15 protein-coding genes are annotated in these 19,638 nt (G+C 57.7%); 5 read left to right on the top strand and 10 right to left on the bottom strand.

Annotated elements, in window-relative coordinates; genetic code table 11:
* Window positions 1–38: 38 nt before the first annotated feature.
* The 5 genes from E4T21_RS05745 to E4T21_RS05765 form a co-directional block, all read right to left on the bottom strand.
* Entirely contained in the window at window positions 39–1,112 is a 1,074-nt protein-coding gene (locus E4T21_RS05745; protein ID WP_149284110.1) for a YcjF family protein, read from the bottom strand.
* Window positions 1,109–2,500: a YcjX family GTP-binding protein gene (locus tag E4T21_RS05750; RefSeq protein WP_149284111.1), complete on the bottom strand. Its 1,392-nt coding sequence runs from the start codon at window positions 2,498–2,500 to the stop codon at window positions 1,109–1,111. Before E4T21_RS05750 ends, E4T21_RS05745 begins: the two co-directional genes overlap by 4 nt.
* A gap of 84 nt (window positions 2,501–2,584) precedes the next feature.
* Window positions 2,585–3,754 (bottom strand): MFS transporter, encoded by a 1,170-nt coding sequence (locus E4T21_RS05755; protein ID WP_149287061.1) that lies wholly within the window; start codon window positions 3,752–3,754, stop codon window positions 2,585–2,587.
* A 107-nt stretch (window positions 3,755–3,861) separates the two neighbouring features.
* Complete coding sequence (locus tag E4T21_RS05760) at window positions 3,862–4,866, bottom strand: GlxA family transcriptional regulator (RefSeq protein WP_149284112.1); 1,005 nt, start codon at window positions 4,864–4,866, stop codon at window positions 3,862–3,864.
* 182 nt (window positions 4,867–5,048) lie between these two features.
* Window positions 5,049–6,641: a solute:sodium symporter family transporter gene (locus E4T21_RS05765; protein ID WP_149284113.1), complete on the bottom strand. Its 1,593-nt coding sequence runs from the start codon at window positions 6,639–6,641 to the stop codon at window positions 5,049–5,051.
* Window positions 6,642–7,058: 417 nt separating this feature from the next.
* Between E4T21_RS05765 and E4T21_RS05770 the strand changes: the two genes are divergently transcribed.
* Entirely contained in the window at window positions 7,059–7,610 is a 552-nt protein-coding gene (locus E4T21_RS05770) for a DUF924 family protein (protein ID WP_149284114.1), read from the top strand.
* A gap of 130 nt (window positions 7,611–7,740) precedes the next feature.
* Here the strand turns inward: E4T21_RS05770 and gabT are convergent, their stop codons facing one another.
* Window positions 7,741–9,033, bottom strand: coding sequence for a 4-aminobutyrate--2-oxoglutarate transaminase (gene gabT, locus E4T21_RS05775; RefSeq protein WP_149284115.1), 1,293 nt, complete (start codon window positions 9,031–9,033; stop codon window positions 7,741–7,743).
* A 25-nt stretch (window positions 9,034–9,058) separates the two neighbouring features.
* A complete protein-coding gene (locus E4T21_RS05780) occupies window positions 9,059–10,504 on the bottom strand; it encodes an NAD-dependent succinate-semialdehyde dehydrogenase (protein ID WP_149284116.1) in 1,446 nt (481 codons plus the stop codon).
* A 287-nt stretch (window positions 10,505–10,791) separates the two neighbouring features.
* Here E4T21_RS05780 and E4T21_RS05785 point away from each other — a divergent pair, with 287 nt between their 5' ends.
* Entirely contained in the window at window positions 10,792–13,248 is a 2,457-nt protein-coding gene (locus E4T21_RS05785) for a DUF1266 domain-containing protein (protein ID WP_149284117.1), read from the top strand.
* 258 nt (window positions 13,249–13,506) lie between these two features.
* A complete protein-coding gene (locus tag E4T21_RS05790) occupies window positions 13,507–14,121 on the top strand; it encodes an NlpC/P60 family protein (RefSeq protein ID WP_149284118.1) in 615 nt (204 codons plus the stop codon).
* Between the two features lie 43 nt (window positions 14,122–14,164).
* On the opposite strand, the gene E4T21_RS05795 is transcribed toward E4T21_RS05790, so the two are convergent.
* Together E4T21_RS05795 and E4T21_RS05800 are read right to left on the bottom strand one after the other, a co-directional pair.
* Window positions 14,165–14,326 (bottom strand): hypothetical protein, encoded by a 162-nt coding sequence (locus tag E4T21_RS05795; protein WP_187775119.1) that lies wholly within the window; start codon window positions 14,324–14,326, stop codon window positions 14,165–14,167.
* A gap of 37 nt (window positions 14,327–14,363) precedes the next feature.
* Entirely contained in the window at window positions 14,364–15,251 is an 888-nt protein-coding gene (locus E4T21_RS05800; RefSeq protein ID WP_149284119.1) for a LysR family transcriptional regulator, read from the bottom strand.
* Between the two features lie 89 nt (window positions 15,252–15,340).
* On the opposite strand from E4T21_RS05800, the gene E4T21_RS05805 reads away from it, so the two are divergent.
* Window positions 15,341–16,543, top strand: coding sequence for an MFS transporter (locus tag E4T21_RS05805; RefSeq protein WP_149284120.1), 1,203 nt, complete (start codon window positions 15,341–15,343; stop codon window positions 16,541–16,543).
* 2 nt (window positions 16,544–16,545) lie between these two features.
* On the opposite strand, the gene msrA is transcribed toward E4T21_RS05805, so the two are convergent.
* Window positions 16,546–17,199: a peptide-methionine (S)-S-oxide reductase MsrA gene (gene msrA, locus E4T21_RS05810; protein WP_149284121.1), complete on the bottom strand. Its 654-nt coding sequence runs from the start codon at window positions 17,197–17,199 to the stop codon at window positions 16,546–16,548.
* A 230-nt stretch (window positions 17,200–17,429) separates the two neighbouring features.
* Between msrA and E4T21_RS05815 the strand changes: the two genes are divergently transcribed.
* Entirely contained in the window at window positions 17,430–19,634 is a 2,205-nt protein-coding gene (locus E4T21_RS05815; protein WP_420827735.1) for an FAD-dependent oxidoreductase, read from the top strand.
* Window positions 19,635–19,638: the final 4 nt, after the last annotated feature.

Below are 19,638 nucleotides of genomic sequence, written 5' to 3' on the forward strand. Positions count from 1 at the left end.
GAAGGTCTTTTCCTGTGCCAGACATCCATTCCGTGTTTTCAGTCCTGTCCCTTCTTCGGTGCCTCCATTCTCTTGAGTTGTTGCCATAGTTCCTTGCGCAGGTCCGTGAGGCGGGGGCGCTCATTCGGAGTGAAGGCGAGAGGGCGGGCCAGTTGCTGGGTACGCAGTCCGAGACGGGCCCCCAGCAGGCCGACGCCCAGTCCCTGGGCAGCGCGTGCGGAAAGTCGTCCGGCCAGGTCCAGGGTCAGCATCTGCATGCTGGCATCCGTGGCCAGTTCAGTGGCACCGGCAAATGCCATTTGATACAGCACGCTGCGCAATAACCGCAGGCGGGCGCCGTAGCCAAGCTCCAGGCCATAGATACGGCAGATACGATCGATCATGGCCAGGTGGCGCCAGGCCACCAGCCCCATATCCACCAGAGTAAGCGGGCTGACCGCCACCATGACGGCGGTTTCGCTGCTCATCCTCGAGATCAATCGACGGGCTTCTCGGTCCCGGGGAGCCAGCAAGTGATGCTGGACGAGCTCGGCAAGATCGCGGCCATCATGATGGGCCTCCCGCGCGTTGCTGAAGGCCTGCCAGTGTGGATGGTCGTCGTGCAGAGCAAGCTGCTGGCGCAGGCGTTCGACCAGAGCACTGGCGTGCTTGGGCGAAAGTCGGGGCAGCTCGGAGAGGTCCTGGCGCAGGTTGTCGTGGCGCTTGAGGCGACGCAGGCGAAACAGTTCTCGGCCGAGTGCGCCCGTTCCCAGGCCAATGACGCCCAATCCCAGTATCTGCCAGCCGGTATTGAGCCAGTCACCACCAGCCAGCGCGGCGGGCAGCCCGGTAATCAGCTCTGCCGTACCAAGGCCAGCTGCTCCAGCAAGCACAGCGAGCAGTCCCCAGCGGCGCTTGCGTGGACGCAGGATAGGCTCAAGCGCTGGATCATTCGCAGAGGCACCGTCGCCTTCGCGGGCGACCGGAAGTTGGCGGCTAGGTTGCTCGGCATCGAAGCGCAGTCCAGGTTGCGGATCGACACGAGGAGCCTCGGGTGAGCGTGGCTTGGCATCGCTGAAGCGTATTCCTGGGCGAGGGTCCTGAGGGCGCTGATCGTCCTGTGGTGATGTCATGTGAGCTTGTCTCCGATCAGCCACTCCAGTGCGGCATCCATGCGAATGTGAGGCAGGGCTCCGGGTGCTGCCTGTTGGGGGCGGAAGGCAATGAAATCGAAGCCCTGGCGTGTCCAGAAGTCTGCGGTAGGCAATCGCGATGGTACTTCACCGGGAAAGGTCAGCAGGGATTCACCATCCAGTGTCGTACCTTTCAGGGCCGGGGTGCTGTGTCCTTGATGGGAGACCTCCCGCGCCTCGGTTGCCCGGATAGATGCCAGAGAAAGCGCTTTGACCGGGATATTGGCGTATTTCAGGTTCTTCAATGGCTCTGCCAGCAAGGCTTCAAGCAGAGCAACCAGGTGTTGGTGCTGCTCGGGTGTGACATGGTCAGCCTTGGTGGCAGCGATGGCCAGGCGATCGATGCGTGGCGTGAAGAGTCGCGAGAACAGACTGCGTTGACCGTAGTTGAAACTCTGCATCAGCCGCGTCAGGGCCCGGGAAAGATCTTCGAAACGTTCAGGGCCGGCGTTGAGTGCCCCGAGGACATCCACCAATACGATCTGGCGGTCGAAGCGCCGAAAATGCTCCCGGTAGAAGGGGCGTACGATATGGCTCTGGTAATAGGCAAAACGTTTGGCCAGTTGAGCATAGACGCTGGCTTCGGGGAGCTTGTCCAGGGTTTCCGCATCCTGCTCGGCGAGCCCGGGGAGGGGGAAAAACTGCAGTACAGGAGCCCCCTGGAGTTCTCCTGGCAACAGGAAACGTCCAGGCTGGAGGTCGGAAAAGCCGGCTTCGCGTGCAGCCCTGAGCCCTTCAGCATAATGCTCACTGATGGCAGCCAGGCGAGCCTCGTCGATCTCGGCGTCAGGGGTGAGTTCCTCGACCTCGGCGTAAAAGCTGGCCAGCATGCTTCGGCGAGCAGGGCCAGCATCTGCGAACTGAGCCTGGCTCCAGCTCAGATAGTCGTGCTCGAGCAAGGGGAGATCCAGCAGCCATTCGCCAGGGTAGTCGAACAGATCCAGGGTCAGCTCTGTGGTTTCCGGACGCAGCCAGGCCTGACGCGCTGGGCGATAACGAATCTTGAGACGCAGCTCGCTGATGCCGCGAGTCGGTTCCGGCCAGCGCGGAGGTGTTTCTTCCAGTGCTGCGCGGGCCTGGTCAAACGGGAAGCGTGGTACACCGAGATCCTGCTGGGCGACGCGTTGAGCACCGAGCAGGCGTGCTTCACGGGCAGCAGAAAGCAGATCTAGGCGGGCTTCCAGGCCAGAGTGGCGAAGTTGATCCACCAATGAAGTGAGAAAGGCCGTCTTGCCAGCGCGGGAAAGCCCCGTGACCGCCAGGCGTAGCTGACGATCACGGCCGCGCTCGATCAAATCCATCAGATCACGGGTCAGGTCCTGGGCCATTCAGGGCTCCATGCAAGAATATCAGCCCATAATTTGGGGCCTGCCGTGTGCAAACACAAGTGAAGCCGAGCACTGAGCTCCTGTCTATTGCAACTGATGGCGCTGAGGTATCAAGCGTTGCAGCAGAATGACGACAAGGGGAATCGATGCCAGGGGCAGCAGCAGCAGGTTGAGACCGGACCATCCTAGCAGTACCGCGCTGGGACCAGCAGCCAATGAGGCGAAAGCGACGGTGGAAAACACCAGGAATTCGTTGGCTGCCTGTACCCGTGCTTTCTCCTCGGGACGATGGCATTCCGTCAATAGGGCAGTGGCGGGCAGGAAGGTGAAGTTCCAGCCCAGCCCGAGCAATATCATGGCTGCAGTGAAACGAATGCTGTCCAGCGTAGAAAACGCCGTCAGAGCACTGGCAATCAGCAAGAGACATCCGATGATGATCATGCATTCGCGACCAAATCGCTCGGTCAATCGGCCCGTGAAGAAGGAAGGTACGAACATGGCCAGTACATGCCACTGAATTGTCGTGGCGACGTGGTTGAAAGGGTGGCCTGAGTGGGACATGGCCAAGGGCGCCGCGGTCATCGACAGCGTCATGACACCGTAGCCGATCATGGCAGAGATGACGGCCAGTACGAAGCGTGGTTGGCGCAGTAGCGTGCCAAGTGGTCGAGCAGCCCCTTGTTGATGCTGAGCGTGTGACACGGGCAGCGAGGTGAAGCGCAGAATCACCAGGGCCACGGTATAGAGAACAGCGAGTCCGATGAAACTGCCGAGAAAGGGCGTTGTGGCCAGGTCCTGGCTATGGCGGGCCAGCCAGGGGCCGAAGAACGCTGCCAGTACCCCACCGCCCATGACCAGGCCAATGGCACGATCCCTGGCAGCCACCGGTGCTGCTTCAGTGGCGGCGAAGCGATAGAGTTGCCCGAATCCGATGCCAATACCGATGGCGAAGGTGGCGGCGGTAAATCCCCAGAAGCTCCCTATCATCAGGGTCCATGCTGCGGCGAGAGCGCCACTCAGGCCGATCACGTTACCTAGTGTGAAACCCTGCCGACGACCGAGTCGCCCCATGATGAGAGACGCAGGAATGGTGGCTCCCATCAGCCCCAGCCACTGGCTGGCGATGGGCAGGGTTGCCAGCCAGGGTGATGGTGCCAGCTTGTCTCCAATCAAGGGCGATACAGCGATCAACAGGATATTGCCGCTGACCAGTAGTGCCTGACATAGAGACAGCAAGACCACACTGCGTGGCAAGGAACGGGATTCGCTAGCGGATGAGGGCATGAGCAGCTCCAGTGGGATAGCAGCAAGATAGTGCAAGTCGGTTTTGTGGGACAGAGGGACTTGGGGTATAGGGCGTATTAGAGAGCGCCTGAGTCGGTATTTGGTGGACTGGCAGCAAAGCGTGCCCGATAGACGGATGGGGAGACGCCGTAATGGCGCTGGAACAGGCGCCGGAGCTGTTCGGCGCCGCCCAGGCGCCATCTCGATGCCAGGCGTTCCAGAGAGGGTTCCCCACCAAGCAGATCGCTGCGCGCGGCTTCCAGGCGCAATTGGGTCAGATACTCACCCGGTGATGTATCAAGCTGACGTCGGAAAAGACGCGACAGGTGCCGGGGTGTGATAGCCAGTCGCTCAGCCATGGAGTGGATGTCATGATCCTTGCCAGGGGTGGCGTGCAGTTCCTCTATCAGAGGTCTGAGTCGAGGACCGGCGCGTTGTTGATGCAGCAGTGCCTCACTGAACTGGGATTGACCACCGGGGCGATGCAGGAACATGACCAGTTCCCTGGCAACACGGCTGGCCAGCTCGGTTCCATGGTCGGCTTCCACCAGTGACAGTGCGAGATCGATGCCTGCGGTGACCCCCGCGCTGGTAAAGCATCCCCTGTCTTCTACATAAAGGGCATCAGGCAGGACCTCTATATCAGGGTAATGCTGGGCCAGGTCGGTGCAATGGCGCCAGTGGGTGGTGGCCTTGCGACCATTCAGCAGTCCTGCTTCGGCCAGCAGAAAGGCTCCTGAGCAAATGGCTCCCAAGCGCCTGACGTGAGGAGCCATCCTGCGTAGCCCATCGACATGAAAACGCTGGCGGCACTGGTTAAAGACACCGCTGCCACCGGCTACCAGCAGCGTGTCCGGGGCGCCTTGAGCTTCCAGTCCCTGCCAATCCTGGTCGGCGCATAGCGTCAATCCGCCGTTGGTCTTTATCATGCCGGCCGCTCGGGCCACCAGGCTCAGGTCGTAGAGCAGACGGTTGGCCATCTGGTTGGCACTGGCAAATACCTGCCAAGGGCCGCTGACATCGAGTACCTGGCAATTGGGATAGGCAACGATCGCAACTCGGCGTAAAGGAGGGGGAGGCATCGCAAGCTCCAGCATGTCGGGGTTTCTGGAGTCTGGAGGATGACGAGGATGTCATCAATGACAAATACCCCACCAATAAGGACATTCGGGGCGGGAGCAAGTGGTTCAAGTCGTCGCCAACACCGCAGCGCCCCGCTCGGTGAGCGGGGCGCTGTCAGTAAGAAGGCCTGGTGTGGGGCAGGTCAGGCGAAGGATATGTACATGGCAATGACCAGGACAACCAGTACGATACCGGCGGGAATGGCGCCTTTCCAAGGAGTCAGGTCCACGGCGCCAGCGTCTTCATGCACCCAGGCTTCGGCACGTGGACGGATCTTGCCGATCCACAGCATCAGCGCCACCAGCAGAACGAAGACCAGGGCCACGAAGTGGAATTCATGCATGATGGTCGGCAGCTTGTTGAACGGCGGAATGAAGTAGCCAGCAAAGATAAACAGACAGCCCCCGACCAGGGAGATCTTGGCCGCCATGGCAGGAACACGGCGCGTCAGCAGGCCGACGATGACCACGGCCAGGATGGGAATGAAATAGATGGCATTCATCTTCTGCAGATAGCTGAACAGGCTTTCCTGACCGGCCAGCAGAGGAGCGATGGTCATGGCGGCAATGGCCATGATCCAGCCGAATACCTTGCTTGCCTTGACCACCTGTTCGTCAGTGGCATCCTTCTTCAGCACGGCCTTGTACAGCCCCAGGCTGAACAGTGTGGTAGTGGAGTTAAGTGCTGAGTTGAAGGAAGACAGGATGGCACCGACCATGACGGCAGCGAAGAACCCTGTGAGCGGTGCGGGCAATACGTTGAACACCAGATGACCGTAGGCTTCGTCGGCACGAACGCCCTGATCGGCGTAGAGGTGGTAGGCAATGATCCCGGGTAGCACCAGGTAGAGCGGGCCAAGCAGTTTGAACAGGCCTGTCAGCAACACGCCTTTCTGGCCTTCCGCCAGGTTCTTGGCGGCGAAGGTACGCTGGATGATCTGCTGGTTGGTGGTCCAGTAGAAGAGGTTGATCAGGAATACCCCGGTGAACAGCGTCAAGAAGGGAACCTGCTGCTCAGCAGTGCCCATGGAGTTGAACTTGTCCGGGTTGCTCTGCTTGAGAAGCTCCCAGCCTGCCAGGATGCCTCCATCGTCGCTGACGGCCTGCAGGCCGAAGTAGACGATAACGAAGCCGCCGACAAGCAGGCCGATGCCATTCAAGGTGTCGGATACGGCAACGGTGCGCAGGCCACCAAACAGGGCATAGATGGAACCGATGATGCCGACAATCCATACCGTCAACCACAGCAGGGTGGTATCAGACTGAATACCGGTCAGGGAGTGCAGGTCGAGCATGCCCTGCAGACCAACGGCACCGGAATACAGAATGATTGGCAGCAGAATCACCGCATAGGCAATCAGGAAGATGATGTTACAAATCAGTTGGGTGCCGCGGTCAAAGCGGATTTCCAGCAGTTGAGGAATGGTAGTGATGCCGCTCTTGAGGAAGCGCGGCAGGAAGAACAGCCCCAGGGAGACCAGCGCGATGACGGCAACCACCTCCCATGCCATGACACTCAAGCCATCAGTGAAGGCAGAACCATTGAGGCCCACCATCTGCTCGGTGGACAGGTTGGTCATCAGCAGTGAGCCTGCGATCAACGGGAATGTCAGGCTACGTCCAGCAAGGAAGAATCCGTTGCTGCTGGAATGGTCGTCTTTACGCGTGATGCGCCAGGTGATGAGGGCGACCAATCCTGTAAAGAACAGGAACGACGCGAAGGTGAGTAAGGGCATGTTGTCTTCCTTGCGGTCAGAATGCGGAGTACGTTCGCCAATCAATTCGGCTGTCTAAGCCGGCGATATCGCTAATAAGCCTAGGCAGTAACTGAGTTATCTGGCTCAAAAAACTTCGCATCTGGCATTCGGTTCGTAGTGAAATCTGGGAGTGTTCTGCTCGGAAACTTACGTTTATTGTGCCTTGTTCATCTGTCTTAAAGGATTAAGAGTGCAGGCAAGACACGTTATAAAACGAACAGCATGCGAGTTTAGGCGTTATGAAAACTACGGCTATACGCCTTTTGTCGTATAGCCGAAGGCGGGCGTATTGTTGCCCATTTGTGGCTAGAATGCATTCGCAGTCAGGATTCCTGGTGACGGGAAACCTGTGATGAGGTTCCTTGCCCCCCAGGCACCATATTAATGGAGATGAGCATGCCCGATGTGAAGGCGGCTGAAGAGGTGGTGGGATTCTGGTTTCAGGTGCTGACACCGAGGCAGTGGTTTGCCAAGGATGACGACCTCGACCAGCGCATTCGCCAGGATTTTGGCAAGACCCTGGAAGCGGCAGCGGCGGGGGAGTTGTGGCATTGGCGTCGTTCTGCCCGCGGGCGGTTGGCGGAGGTTATCGTGCTGGACCAATTTTCGCGCAATATTCATCGGGGCTCTGCGCAGGCCTTTGCCTGTGATGGTCAGGCACTGGTTCTGGCTCAGGAAGCAGTGACCCAGCAAGCTGACCGCAAGCTGGATGTCCATGGGCGGTCGTTCCTTTATATGCCTTACATGCACAGTGAGTCTCTGGTCGTGCATGATGAAGCCTTGCGGCTGTTCGACCAGCCCGGGCTAGAAGATAACCTGCGTTATGAACATCTTCATCGGGAGATTCTTGCACGCTTCGGTCGCTATCCTCATCGCAATGAAGTGCTGGGGCGTGCCTCGACGGCGGAAGAGCTGGCTTTCCTTTCGCAGCCGGGTTCTTCTTTTTAACCTGGCCGCTCTTGCTGGTGACACGTCAAATAGCGGGCCAGCATGACCTTTGTCCAGTATGACCTTCGTAAAGACGCCACCGGCCAAAGGCCGGTGGCGTCGTCTGTGGTGCTTGCTTGCCGCGTCAGTGTCAGGCGGTAGCGGCAGCCTTGCTGCCCACCATGGCTTCCAGGCCTTGCTCGATGATGGTCAGGCCTTCTTCAAGGATGTCATCCTCGATAGTGACAGGCATCAGGAAACGAATGGTATTGCCGAACATGCCGCAGGACAGCAGGATCAGTCCCTTCTCGCGGGCTCGCTTGCACAGTTCTGCCGCCAGCGCGGGAGAGGGCTCGCCATTGCTGTCAGCGAGTTCGAAGGCGGCCATGGCGCCCAGGTTGCGTGGATGAACAACAGCATCGAAGCGTTGTTCCCACTGCTGGAAGCGCTTGGCCAGCTTGTCGCCCAGGGCCTGGCTCTTGCCAAGGATGTTGTCTTCTTCGAACACTTCCAGCACGGCAAGGGTCGCGGCACAGGAAACGGGGCTGCCAGAGTAGGTTCCGCCCAGGGAGCCAACACCTGAGGCATCCATGTGCTCGGCCGTGCCCACCACGGCGGAAATGGGCATGCCTGCCGCCATGCTCTTGGCCATGGTCATCAGGTCTGGCTGAACGCCGCTGTGTTCAATGGCGAACATCTTGCCTGTCCGTCCGAAGCCACTCTGAACTTCGTCGATGATCATCAGGATGCCGTGCTCATCACAGATCTCGCGAATCTTCTTGAGGAAACTGGTCGGGGCTGCATAGAAGCCCCCTTCACCAAGCACTGGTTCCAGTACGATGGCTGCAGTGTCCTTTGGGTTGGCATCGGTCTTGAGCACCATCTTCAGGCGACGAATGGATTCTTCTTCGCTGATGCCGTGCTCGGGGACTGGGTAGCCGGCCCGGAATACACAGCCCGGCATGGTGCCGAAGTCGCTGGCATAGGGCGCTACCTTGCCGTTCATGGCCATGGTCATGAACGTCCGGCCATGATAACCGCCATCGAAGCAGATGACGTTATTACGGCCAGTGGCGGCGCGGGCGATCTTGACCGCATTTTCCAGTGCCTCGGCACCGGAGTTGACCAGCATGACCTTGGCATTGCCGCGCACAGGGGTAATGCCGGCGAGCTTTTCCGCCACCTGGACATAGCCGGCATAAGGCATGACGGTCTGGCAGGTGTGCATGACATGGTCAAGCTGATCCTTGACGGCCTGCACGACCTTGGGGTGGCGGTGGCCGATGTTGAGTACGCCAATGCCGCCGGCAAAGTCGATCAGACGGTTGCCATCGGCATCCCAGATCAGAGCGTTTTCAGCACGGTCTGCAAAGGCGGTGGCAGGACTGGCAGCGCCTTTGGCAACGTAACGTTCTTTCAGCTCATTCAGTTGTGCGTTGTTCATGACGAAGTCTCCAGATGAGGAATGATTAGAGGCCGCCAAGACAGGCGTACTTCAATTCAGTGTATTCATCCAATCCGTAACGAGAACCTTCTCGACCCAGCCCGGATTCCTTGATGCCCCCGAAAGGAGCCAGCTCTGTGGACAGGATGCCCTCGTTGATTGCTACCATGCCGTATTCAAGGTTTTCCATGGTATGCCAGATACGACGGTAGTCTCTGGCATAGAAGTAGGCTGCCAGGCCGAATTCCGTGTCGTTGGCCATGGCGATGGCTTCTTCGTCCGTGGTGAAACGGAACACCGGAGCCAGGGGACCAAAGGTTTCTTCCCTTGCTACCTGCATGTCTGTGGTGACATCGCGCAGGACAGTAGGTTCGAAGAAGGTGCCACCCAATTGGTGAGGCTTGCCGCCACACACCAGGGAAGCCCCCTTGCCAAGTGCATCGCTGATATGAGACTGCACTTTGTCCACGGCGGCAGCGTTGATCAACGGCCCTTGGAGCACGCCATCATCCAGTCCATTACCGACCTTCAGCTCAGCCACACGTTTTGCCAGCTTCTCGACGAAGGCATCGTAGACACCGTCCTGAACCAGCAGACGGTTGGTGCATACGCAGGTCTGGCCGGAGTTGCGGTACTTGGACGCGACGGCACCTTCCACAGCAGCATCCAGGTCAGCATCGTCGAAGACGATGAATGGAGCATTGCCCCCCAGTTCCATGGAGGCTTTCTTTACCGTAGCAGCACATTGTGAAAGCAGGATCTTGCCCACGGCGGTGGAGCCTGTGAAGGATACCTTTCGTACGCGAGAGTCACCCGTCAGCACAGGGCCTACTTCACGTGGTGAACTGGCTGTCACGACATTGAGTACACCGGAAGGAATGCCAACATCTTCCGCCAGCTTGGCCAGCGCTAAGGCTGTCAGAGGTGTGGCCTCTGCGGGCTTGATCACTACGCTGCAACCGGCAGCCATGGCAGGCGCGCACTTGCGCGTGATCATCGCCAGGGGGAAGTTCCATGGCGTGATGGCCGCCACTACACCGATTGGCTCGCGAAACACCAGGATGCGCTTGTCGGGACCATGACCAGGCAAGGTGTCACCGGCGATGCGCTTGGCTTCTTCGGCATAGTACTCGACAAATGACGCGCCATAGGCAACTTCGCCTCGTGCTTCGGCTAGAGGCTTGCCTTGTTCGCGGGTCATCAGTTCAGCAAGGGCGTCCTGGTGCGCCATGATGCTGTCATACCAGGCGCGTAGCAGGGCGGAGCGCTCCTTGGCTGTCTTGCGCTTCCAGCCATGCCAGGCGGACTCGGCAGCGGCGACGGCCTCGCGAACGTCGTCGGCACCGAGGTCGGCCACTTGGGCCAGTACTTCACCGGTGGCTGGGTTGGTCACGGCGAAATGGCGCTCAGAGTCGCGCCACTGGCCGCCGATATATGCCTTGTCGAAGATCAGGTCCTGATAGCTGGACATGGGACGCTCCACGAACAATGTAGGGGTGGGTCAATGTTTGACGAGTGTGCATTATTTGAAACATCGAGCCAAGAGGGTGTTCTGAATTTTTTTGACAGTGCTTCTTTTATTCATCGTGGCTTTTGCATGCACCACAATTTTTTTACCTATAGCAAGTGGTCAAGCATCGGACTGCCGCTTGCTTTCCGGTACACTGTGGCGCCGAATTCCCGAAGCTCTCGTGCTATCCGGGGATGATTCGCTTGCGCAGGCATTGATGAAGCAACAGTCCCTTAATGAGGTGAGCCTTGGTAGACCCCTTGAACGCCTGGTGGGCCCAGCAGTTGGTGATGTGCAACTGGGCTTTCATGCCCGATCCCATGATGTTGCCCGAGGAGGCAGCACGCGAACGGCTGGCGGCACTCGAGATTGCCGACCGTGGTGAGCTGGGCTGGCGATTGCTCGAGCTTAGAGGGGCTGTTGAAGTACCGGCTTCCTGGTTGCTGACCAGTCTGGAACTGGCGGCATTGGCCGGTGCCGCCGGCTGGCTTTCTCATGAACAGGCGCGTCAGTGGGGGGTGGATACCTGTCACAGCATTCATGGCCGCTATGCCGACCTGGATACTTGGCTGGAAGCGGTTCGCACCTGTCGTGGGGCGGAAGATTGGATGCGAGGTGATGACGGCCTGCCTGAAGCCTGTCAGGCATTGTCCACGTTGGAGGCTGAAGGCGATGGCGTGACCTGGGCCTTGCTGGGGGCTTGCCTGGAAAAGACAAGCAAGGCTCAGCTTTGGCCCCAGCAAGCTGAAGATCAGGTCTGGCGATTACGTGCGGCATTCTCGCCGGTCATGGTAACGCCTGCTTGCGAGCTGGATTGGGCGGGTAGTGAGCGCTGGCTGTCCGAGGTCTGGCAGATTCACGGACGCGATGACTTGATACGGGCCATCCTATGGCTGACGAGTCAAGGAGACCGACAGGGCTGGGATATTGATGCTGCACGCTTGATGACGCTAAGCCAGGAAGAGCAACAGACATGGCTGGAAAGCCTGGAGTCACAGGTAGTGGCTTATGGCCGCCTGCTCAGTCAATACGTCACGCAAGGTGAGCCTCTGGAGTGGGCTGCATGGGACTGGCTGCGAGCTGTCGATCTGGCCTGGGCGGGTTGCTGTAGTGGCTGGTTGACCCAACAAGAAGGAACCATGCTGGCCACGCATGCGGGTGACCTGGTGGTCCGACGTTACAGTGACTGGAGTGCCCTTGCCCGAGCCTATCAGCGTGGTCGTAGCCTGTTCGAGGGGCAGGATCGCCTGCCGCAACTGAGCATGGACTGGCGCCTGTTGATGTCATCGCCGTCAAGCCCGTGGCGTGGAAACCTTGGAGAACTGCTCAATGCGGACGTGGTAGAGGCTGCACGGCACTCCATACGCCAGTGGCGAAGTTCTCCGCGCCACTGGGTGCTGGCGCTGGCTTCAGTGCGTGATCCGGAGCTGTCGACTCGGCAGGGGGCAGAACCTGTCTTGTCCGAGTCCCGCGCCAAGGAAGCGCGTCAGTATCTCATTGAGAGCCTGGAGCTATATGCAGATGAAGGAGCAAAAGCATTGATGCGCTATTGGTTGCCGGCGCAGGCTCATCATCTCAACCAATTGGCCGCCGATGCTGCACATCGGGCTTTGCCGCCATCTCGCACACCATTTGGTGATCCGGCTTCTGCGGACTTGGTTAATCGAGATTCCCTGGGCAAGGCGACACGCCATTCGGCGACCATCCACATGGCCGAGAAGTACGCTTTCTATTTGCAGATGGCAATGGATAGCCAGCAATTCAACGAACGAGAACTGATCGAAATGGCGTCATCTCTGCGAGATGTCTTGTGTCGTTTCTACAGTTCTCCCAAGCAGCTTCTTGAAGCCTGGGCCACTTGGGATAGCCTGTTACCCGAGCCAGAGCAACCGACTTTGACGGTAGAGATTCGTTGGCATCTGGAGGATCCGGGTAGCCTGTTCCATTGGCTTGACTGGGCCAGTGATACCTGGAATGAGCCGGGAGAGCGCCCGTCGTTGAGCCACTTCACGGCTTTGGCTCTGGTAGGACCGCTGAATACACCGGTCTGGAATCTGCCGCAGCAGGAGAGCGATCGCGAAGGCGCTTCCATCCGCGACTGGATTGACAGCCATTATGGTTTGCACAGTTCAACCGAGTTGATCGATTTCGTACGCTTCTTGCTCGATGTGGGTGATCGACAGGAATATCAGATCAACTATGCACCTTATACTCTCAACCCTGCGCGACTGAATTCAGAAATTGCGACGCTGGAGTCTGGCGATTGCAATGAGGAAGAGCGCAACCATCTTTCCCGGCTGATTCGGGTTCGCGACAATGCCGAGAGCTGTAATGATGTTGATATGTGCGCCTGGGATCTGGCTCAGGCGGTAGATCTGGCGATTGCAGGGCGTCAGCTTGGATGGCTGGCCAGATCCGACTTCCTCTCCGTGCTGGAAAGAGCCTATGCATTGGCTTCCGAGCACTATTCCGGGTGGCAGGATTATGCCCAGGGCCTCTATGCCGGCTTCTCCTTTTTCATGGGAGAGACCCCGGATAGAGAAGCCTTTCTGGCCAGTTTCCGCCAAGCCATTACCGCCTGGTTGAGTGCTGCCCCGCCTTTGGCAGGTAGTTGGGCAAGCCTGGACTTTCCGGGTGCTCGACCACGTCATTGGGCACCTTTGCACATCGATACTCTGCCGGGTGATGGCAGGACTTTGCACTGATTTGCGCACCCTACGGATAAAAAGGGAAAAAAATTGATTTTTCCTATCGCCAAGATTGGAGATATTGGCTAGTATCGCCTAACAACAATTAAAGCTTCCTCACTTTAGGGGAATGGTATTAACCATAGTGAGTCATGGGGCGCTATGGCAGTGGCACGAATATCTGGTTTGAGGCGCCACTTCCAGAGCGACTCTCAGGACACCGAGCAGGAAGTCTTTCATGGCTCCCACGGGTTCAGGGAATGAGGTTAGATTCTAATGAGTGTCGCACTATCGTGTCGCGCCGCTGCGGCTCTGGTTTTACTCGGTCTGTTGGCCGGATGTGCTTCCAGTAGCCAGAAGGATGTTGCCAGCCAGGATTATTACTCCCAGGATTTGCCGGGAATGGCTGCTCAGACACCGCCATTGATGTCTCCTGCCGGAGGGTCCCTTACCGCCAATGTTGGGGACGAGCTTGTCCGTGAAACCCTGATGGAAGAGCACGGCAAATGGGCCGGGACTCCCTATCGTCTCGGTGGGACTTCCTTCAGTGGCATTGACTGTTCTGCCTTGGTGCAGAACATTTTCAATGAAGCCTTTCAGGTTGATTTACCACGTACTACCGGTAGTCAGATCAACACAGGGATCCCGATTGGCCGCACTGAACTGTCCCCGGGCGATCTGGTGTTCTTCCGCCCGCCAGGTAGCCGCCATGTTGGCATCTACGTTGGTGATGGACGCTTCCTACATGCCTCCTCTTCTCGTGGCGTGATGATCTCCAAGCTCAGCAACAGCTATTGGTCCCGTTACTATTGGCAGGCACGTCGTCCACTTCAGTCTACTGATCTGGCATCCTTGCAGCTGTCATCCTCCGGATATGGCTTCGGTAGCTGATTATAGTGACATGCAGGCAGTGACGATCTCTCACGCTGCTATATCAAGGGTCGCCATGCAGTAATGATGCTATGAAATGAAGAGCAACGTGATTCAAGGCTCCATATTCGAAAAAACCGGCTTCTTTAGAAGCCGGTTTTTGCATTTCAGTGCCCGATTTTTGCATTGCGGTGCTCAATTTATGCATTGCAGTGCATGGGATCATGTATTTTCTCCTCTGCCATATGGTATCTCCTTGCAATCTACAGGGCATCGCGTTGGGCAATGGTGTAATCGATGAAGGCACGCTCTGCTCGTGAAAGGTAGCCACTGGGTCGCCAGGCCAGGGACAAAGTCAGCCAGGTAGAAGGGGAGAAGGGAATCGCTGTCAGCTCCGGCTCATCGACGACTCGGCGCAGGAAAGTCGTGATCCCGAAGCCCTGACGAACGATGGCCTTGGTCAAGGGAATCAGGTTGGATTGGAAAGCAATGTCCGGAGTGACTCCCAGGCGTCGCGCCATCGTGTCGACGAACTCACGGTGAAAATAACCATCTTGAAAGAGTACGAGAGGTTCATTAAAGAAGTCCTCGGGGCGAATACTCTCTCTTTCAGCAAATGGGTGTTCCCTTTGCACGCAGACTACCATTTCCTCGCGCAACAATGGGTGCCTTTCCATGGGGGTGCTGGTGTGATCATCGACAATAATACCCAGGTCCAGTTCTCGTTCGCTGATCAAACGTTGCAGGCGGCGAGCTCCCGCTTCGATCACAGTAAGGCGAATGCCAGGGTAGCTGGACTTGAATCCCATCAATAATGGAGGCAGGTAGTAGGAGCCGAGCATTGATGGGATGCCGATACGCACCTCTCCCTTCACCAGTCCCTTGAGCTCGCTCACGGCCAGCTCCGCAGCTTCGGCATGCTCCAGCAAGCGTCGGGCATGCTGGAGCAGTACCTCTCCCTCCGGAGTCAGGTCAATACGACGGTCCTGTCGGTAAAACAGGGGCGTTTCCAGGCGACGTTCCAGATTGGCAATGGTCTGACTGACGGCAGACTGTGCTACATGGCGAGCCCTGGCAGCAGCGCTGAAGCCTCCATGATCCACCACTGCCACGAAGACAGCCAAGGAGCGCAGGTCGAAGGATAAGGTCATAAGGAAATCAGATGGTATTCATCTTTTTCTTTCGTTGGTGTGATGGGAGTGAAACATGGATCATGGGAAACCACCAATGAGAGATTGCCATGATTCAAGCCAAGAGTGCCGCCTGGTGGCGGGCAACCCTGGCACTTTGCCTGGGTTCCGTGCTGGTATTCATCAACCTGTATGCGCCCCAACCACTGTTGCCCGAACTACGTCATAGCCATGATGTCACCACGTTGACCATTGGCCTGGTCATGTCCCTGGCGACCCTGACCATGGCCTTGTCGCTGCTGGTTTATGGTCCGGTGTCCGATGCTTTTGGCCGTCAGGCCATCATGCGCTTTTCTCTGTTGGCAGCCGCCTGCGCCACGCTGCTGGTGGCATTGGCTCCGAATATCACTAGCCTGTTGCTGCTGCGTGCTTTGCAGGGTATTGCCCTGGGAGGACTGCCGGCGGTAGCGATCGCCTGGATGGGCGATGAGTTCGAACCAGCTGCCATGGTGCCTGCGGTGGGGTTGTACATCGCAGCCAACACGCTCGGTGGCATCGGTGGACGAGTGATTGGCGGTGCCATCGGTGAGTGGCAAGGAGCTGAAGTTGGGTTTCTAACCATCGGTGTTCTTTCCCTGATCGGCGTGGCATTGTTCTGGCGCCTGCTGCCGGCATCGACGGACTTCAAGCCACAACGCTTCCGGCCATCCCGGGCCATCGGGCAGCTATTGGGCCATTTGCGCAATCCTTTGCTGTTGACGGCCTATCTGATTGGTGGATTGAATTTCCTGATTTTCATCAATCAGTACAGCTATATGACCTTCCGCCTTGCCGAGGAGCCTTTCGGGCTGGGGCCTAGCTGGCTTGGATTGTTGTTTTTGACCTATCTGGGCGGGACATTGGGCTCAAGCCTGTCAGCTAAGGTGGTGGCTCGGCTGACGGCGCCATATTCCATGGCACTGGGCATCGCGATCCTGGCCTGTGGCAGCGCCATGACACTGGTACCTGTCCTCGGTCTGATCGTTCTCGGGCTGACAGTGGGAGCCTTTGGATTTTTCCTTTGTCATGCGACAGCTTCTGGCTGGGTAGGGCGCTGTGCGACCGAAGCGCGTGGTAGCGCCTCGGCCCTGTACCTGACTTTCTATTACCTTGGCGCTAGTCTCGGTCCAGTGTGGTTTGAGCCGTTCTGGAAGTGGGCGCACTGGCCAGGCATCGTTGGTGCTTCCTGGTTAGTGCTTGCCATCACCTTTTCCCTGGCCTTGTGGCTAGGGCACAGAGAGGCAGGACGAGAACTCAAGGAGTTGGCCCACTGAATTCATGAGGCTGCATGAGGTACTTCATGCGGCATGGCTTCATCCCCCCAGATTTGTTTCAGCCTATCTGGGCGACCACAGGCGTTCTTGTAGAAGGTGTAACGTATCGGGTTCGTGTTGTGATAGTTCTGGTGATAGTCCTCGGCGGGGTAGAAAGGGCCGGCAGAAGTAATTTCGGTGACAATGGGCTGGTCAAAGCGCTGGGCCATATCAGCCTTGCTAGCTTCCGCCAACTCCTGCTGTTGGTCATTGAGAGGAAATAGCGCGCTGCGATAGGACTCTCCTTCATCACAGAACTGGCGATTGGCTACAAAGGGGTCAATGTTGCGCCAGAACACATACAGCAGATCCTTATAACTCACCTTGTCATTGTCGAATGTCACTTCGACGGCTTCGGCATGACCTGTTCCCTCCCCGCCGACCTGCTCGTAGGTTGGATTCTTGGTATGTCCGCCGCTATAGCCGGAGATGGTTTCCTGCACGCCATCTATCTTGTCGAAAGCTTCCTCCATGCACCAGAAACAGCCGCCAGCAAAGATGGCCTTCTCTGTTTCGGCCATTGCCGGAGTACCAGTCAGTGCCAGGGCCAGACCAGCCGCCATAACGGCTGAAGATAAAAGAGAGAATCGCAAGCCAGAAAATTGGGAAGATTGCATGATATTTCTCCGTATGCCCCGATAGAGGATTGGATAAAGCCGCCCTAACTTGAGTTCCAGTAATGTCCATTTCCTTACACTACCGGGCAACAAATGTCCCTGGCCCTGTAAGGTAGTGCGGGATATCTACGACCATACTGGAAACTGCGGCATCAGGTCGTGCAGTGAAAAAAGCCATTCAGGAGGCACGAGTGAACATAAAGAAATGGGGCTTGGTGGCAGTCATCATCATGGCGGTGGCTGCTTTCTTCATCAGTGGAGCCCAGAATGAGCTGACGCTGGAATCCATCAAGGCTCAGCAGGCTCAGTTTCACGCCTGGTGGCTGGATGAACCCCTGAAGGTCGCTGGTGGCTTTTTCATCATCTACGTCCTGATGGCAGCTCTGTCATTACCTGGTGCCGTGTTGTTGACCTTGTTGGCAGGCGCCTTGTTTGGCTTCTGGGCTGGTCTGGGCATTGTCTCCTTCGCGAGTACGTTGGGCGCCACATTGGCCGCATTGATAGCTCGCACCTTGTTGCGTGACAGTCTTGAGCGACGCTTTGCGCGCCAGCTTGTGCGGATCAACAATGGTGTCAACGGGGAAGGGGCCTTCTATCTTTTCACGCTGCGACTGATTCCGGTATTTCCGTTCTTCGTCATCAATCTAGTGATGGGCCTGACGCGCATGCGCCTGCGGACCTTCTATTGGGTCAGCCAAGTGGGCATGTTGCCGGGTACGGCAGTATTCGTGAATGCCGGGCGTGAGTTGGGCAACCTTGAATCATTGTCTGGCATCCTGTCTCCCGGGATGCTCCTGTCCTTCGTTCTGATAGGCGTCTTTCCCTGGATGGCTCGGGCGCTTGTCGCCTTGGCCAAACGGCGTCGTCTTGCCCGACAATACAACCGTCCAAGCCGGTTTGACCGGGATATCGTGGTGATCGGAGCTGGTTCGGCAGGGCTGGTTGCCAGTTACATTGCGTCAGCGCTCAAGGCCAGGGTGACATTGGTGGAACGTCATCGCATGGGGGGCGATTGCCTTAATACTGGCTGTGTGCCGTCCAAGGCGCTCATTCGTGCGGCCCGAGCAGCAGAGGATGTGCGGCGGGCATCATCTTATGGTGTCAATGCCGGGGAGCCTCAGGTGGACTTTCCTGCCGTCATGGGTCATGTGCATCGCGCGGTTCGAGAGGTCGAGCCCCATGACAGTCCTGAGCGCTATCGAGGGCTGGGTGTCGATGTGATCCAGGGCGAGGCTGTGTTGGTGGATCCTTGGCGTGTACGTATCGGCGATCAAATCCTGTCGACTCGCCATGTGATCATTGCCAGTGGAGCTCACCCAAGGGTGCCTCCCATCCCTGGCCTTGAGCATGTCGAGGTGCTGACATCCGATAACCTGTGGCAACTGGATACACTGCCTGACCGGCTATTGATCCTGGGTGGTGGTCCGATAGGCTGTGAGCTTGGGCAGAGTTTTGCTCGTCTGGGCAGCCGGGTCACTCTGGTGGAAATGGGCAGTCAGCTCTTGCCAAGAGAAGATCTGGATGTGGCCGAGGAAGTTGCCCTGGAGCTTAGAGATAATGGTGTGGATGTCAGGCTTTCCAGCCGAGCGGTGGCGGTAGTCACCGAGGAGAAAGAAGGTCGTCATTATCTGGAAGTCGAGGTGACTGAAAATGAAGAGACTCGTCTTGATAGGCTCGAGTTTGATCGGATTCTGGTCGCAATAGGGCGGCAGGCGAATGTGAAAGGGCTGGGGCTGGAAGAGCTTGGCATAACCACACGCCCCGGGGGAACCTTGGATGTTGATGATGCACTGCAGTCGCTGTTGCCCAACGTGTGGGCCTGTGGTGATGTCGTGGGACCCTACCAACTGACCCATGCCAGTGCCCACCAGGCCTGGCATGCCACGGTCAATGCTCTGTTCGGTGAGGTCAAGCGCTTCAAGGTGAGTTATCGGGCATTGCCTGCAGTAACTTTTACTGACCCAGAAGTGGCTCGGGTGGGGCTTAATGAACGTGAAGCCCAGGAGCAGGCGATCGAGTATGAAGTGACGCGTTATGCGCTGTCCGAGCTGGATAGAGCGATTGCGGAGGGGGATACTCGTGGCTTTATCAAGATCCTGACCGAGCCGGGCAAGGACCGTATCCTCGGTGCTTCGATTGTTGGGCATGGCGCGGGGGAGATGCTAGCCGAGTTCACCCTGGCCATGACCCAGGGGATAGGCCTGAACAAGCTGCTGGGCACTATTCACCCTTACCCGACATACTCTGAGGCCGCAAAGGCCACTGCCGGAGTGTGGAAAAATGCGCATAAGCCGGAGCGGATACTACGCTGGCTGGAGAGGTACTTTGCCTGGCGACGTGGAGAGTCTTCAACTGGAGGGAGCGAAGCATCTTCCACGGACTCGGACAAGGCAGCCGTTTCTGATCGCAGAGCAGAAGGCTCCCGTTCCCCGTAACGCC

The sequence above is a fragment of the Halomonas binhaiensis genome (assembly GCF_008329985.2).
Taxonomy (GTDB): Bacteria; Pseudomonadota; Gammaproteobacteria; order Pseudomonadales; family Halomonadaceae; genus Halomonas; species Halomonas binhaiensis.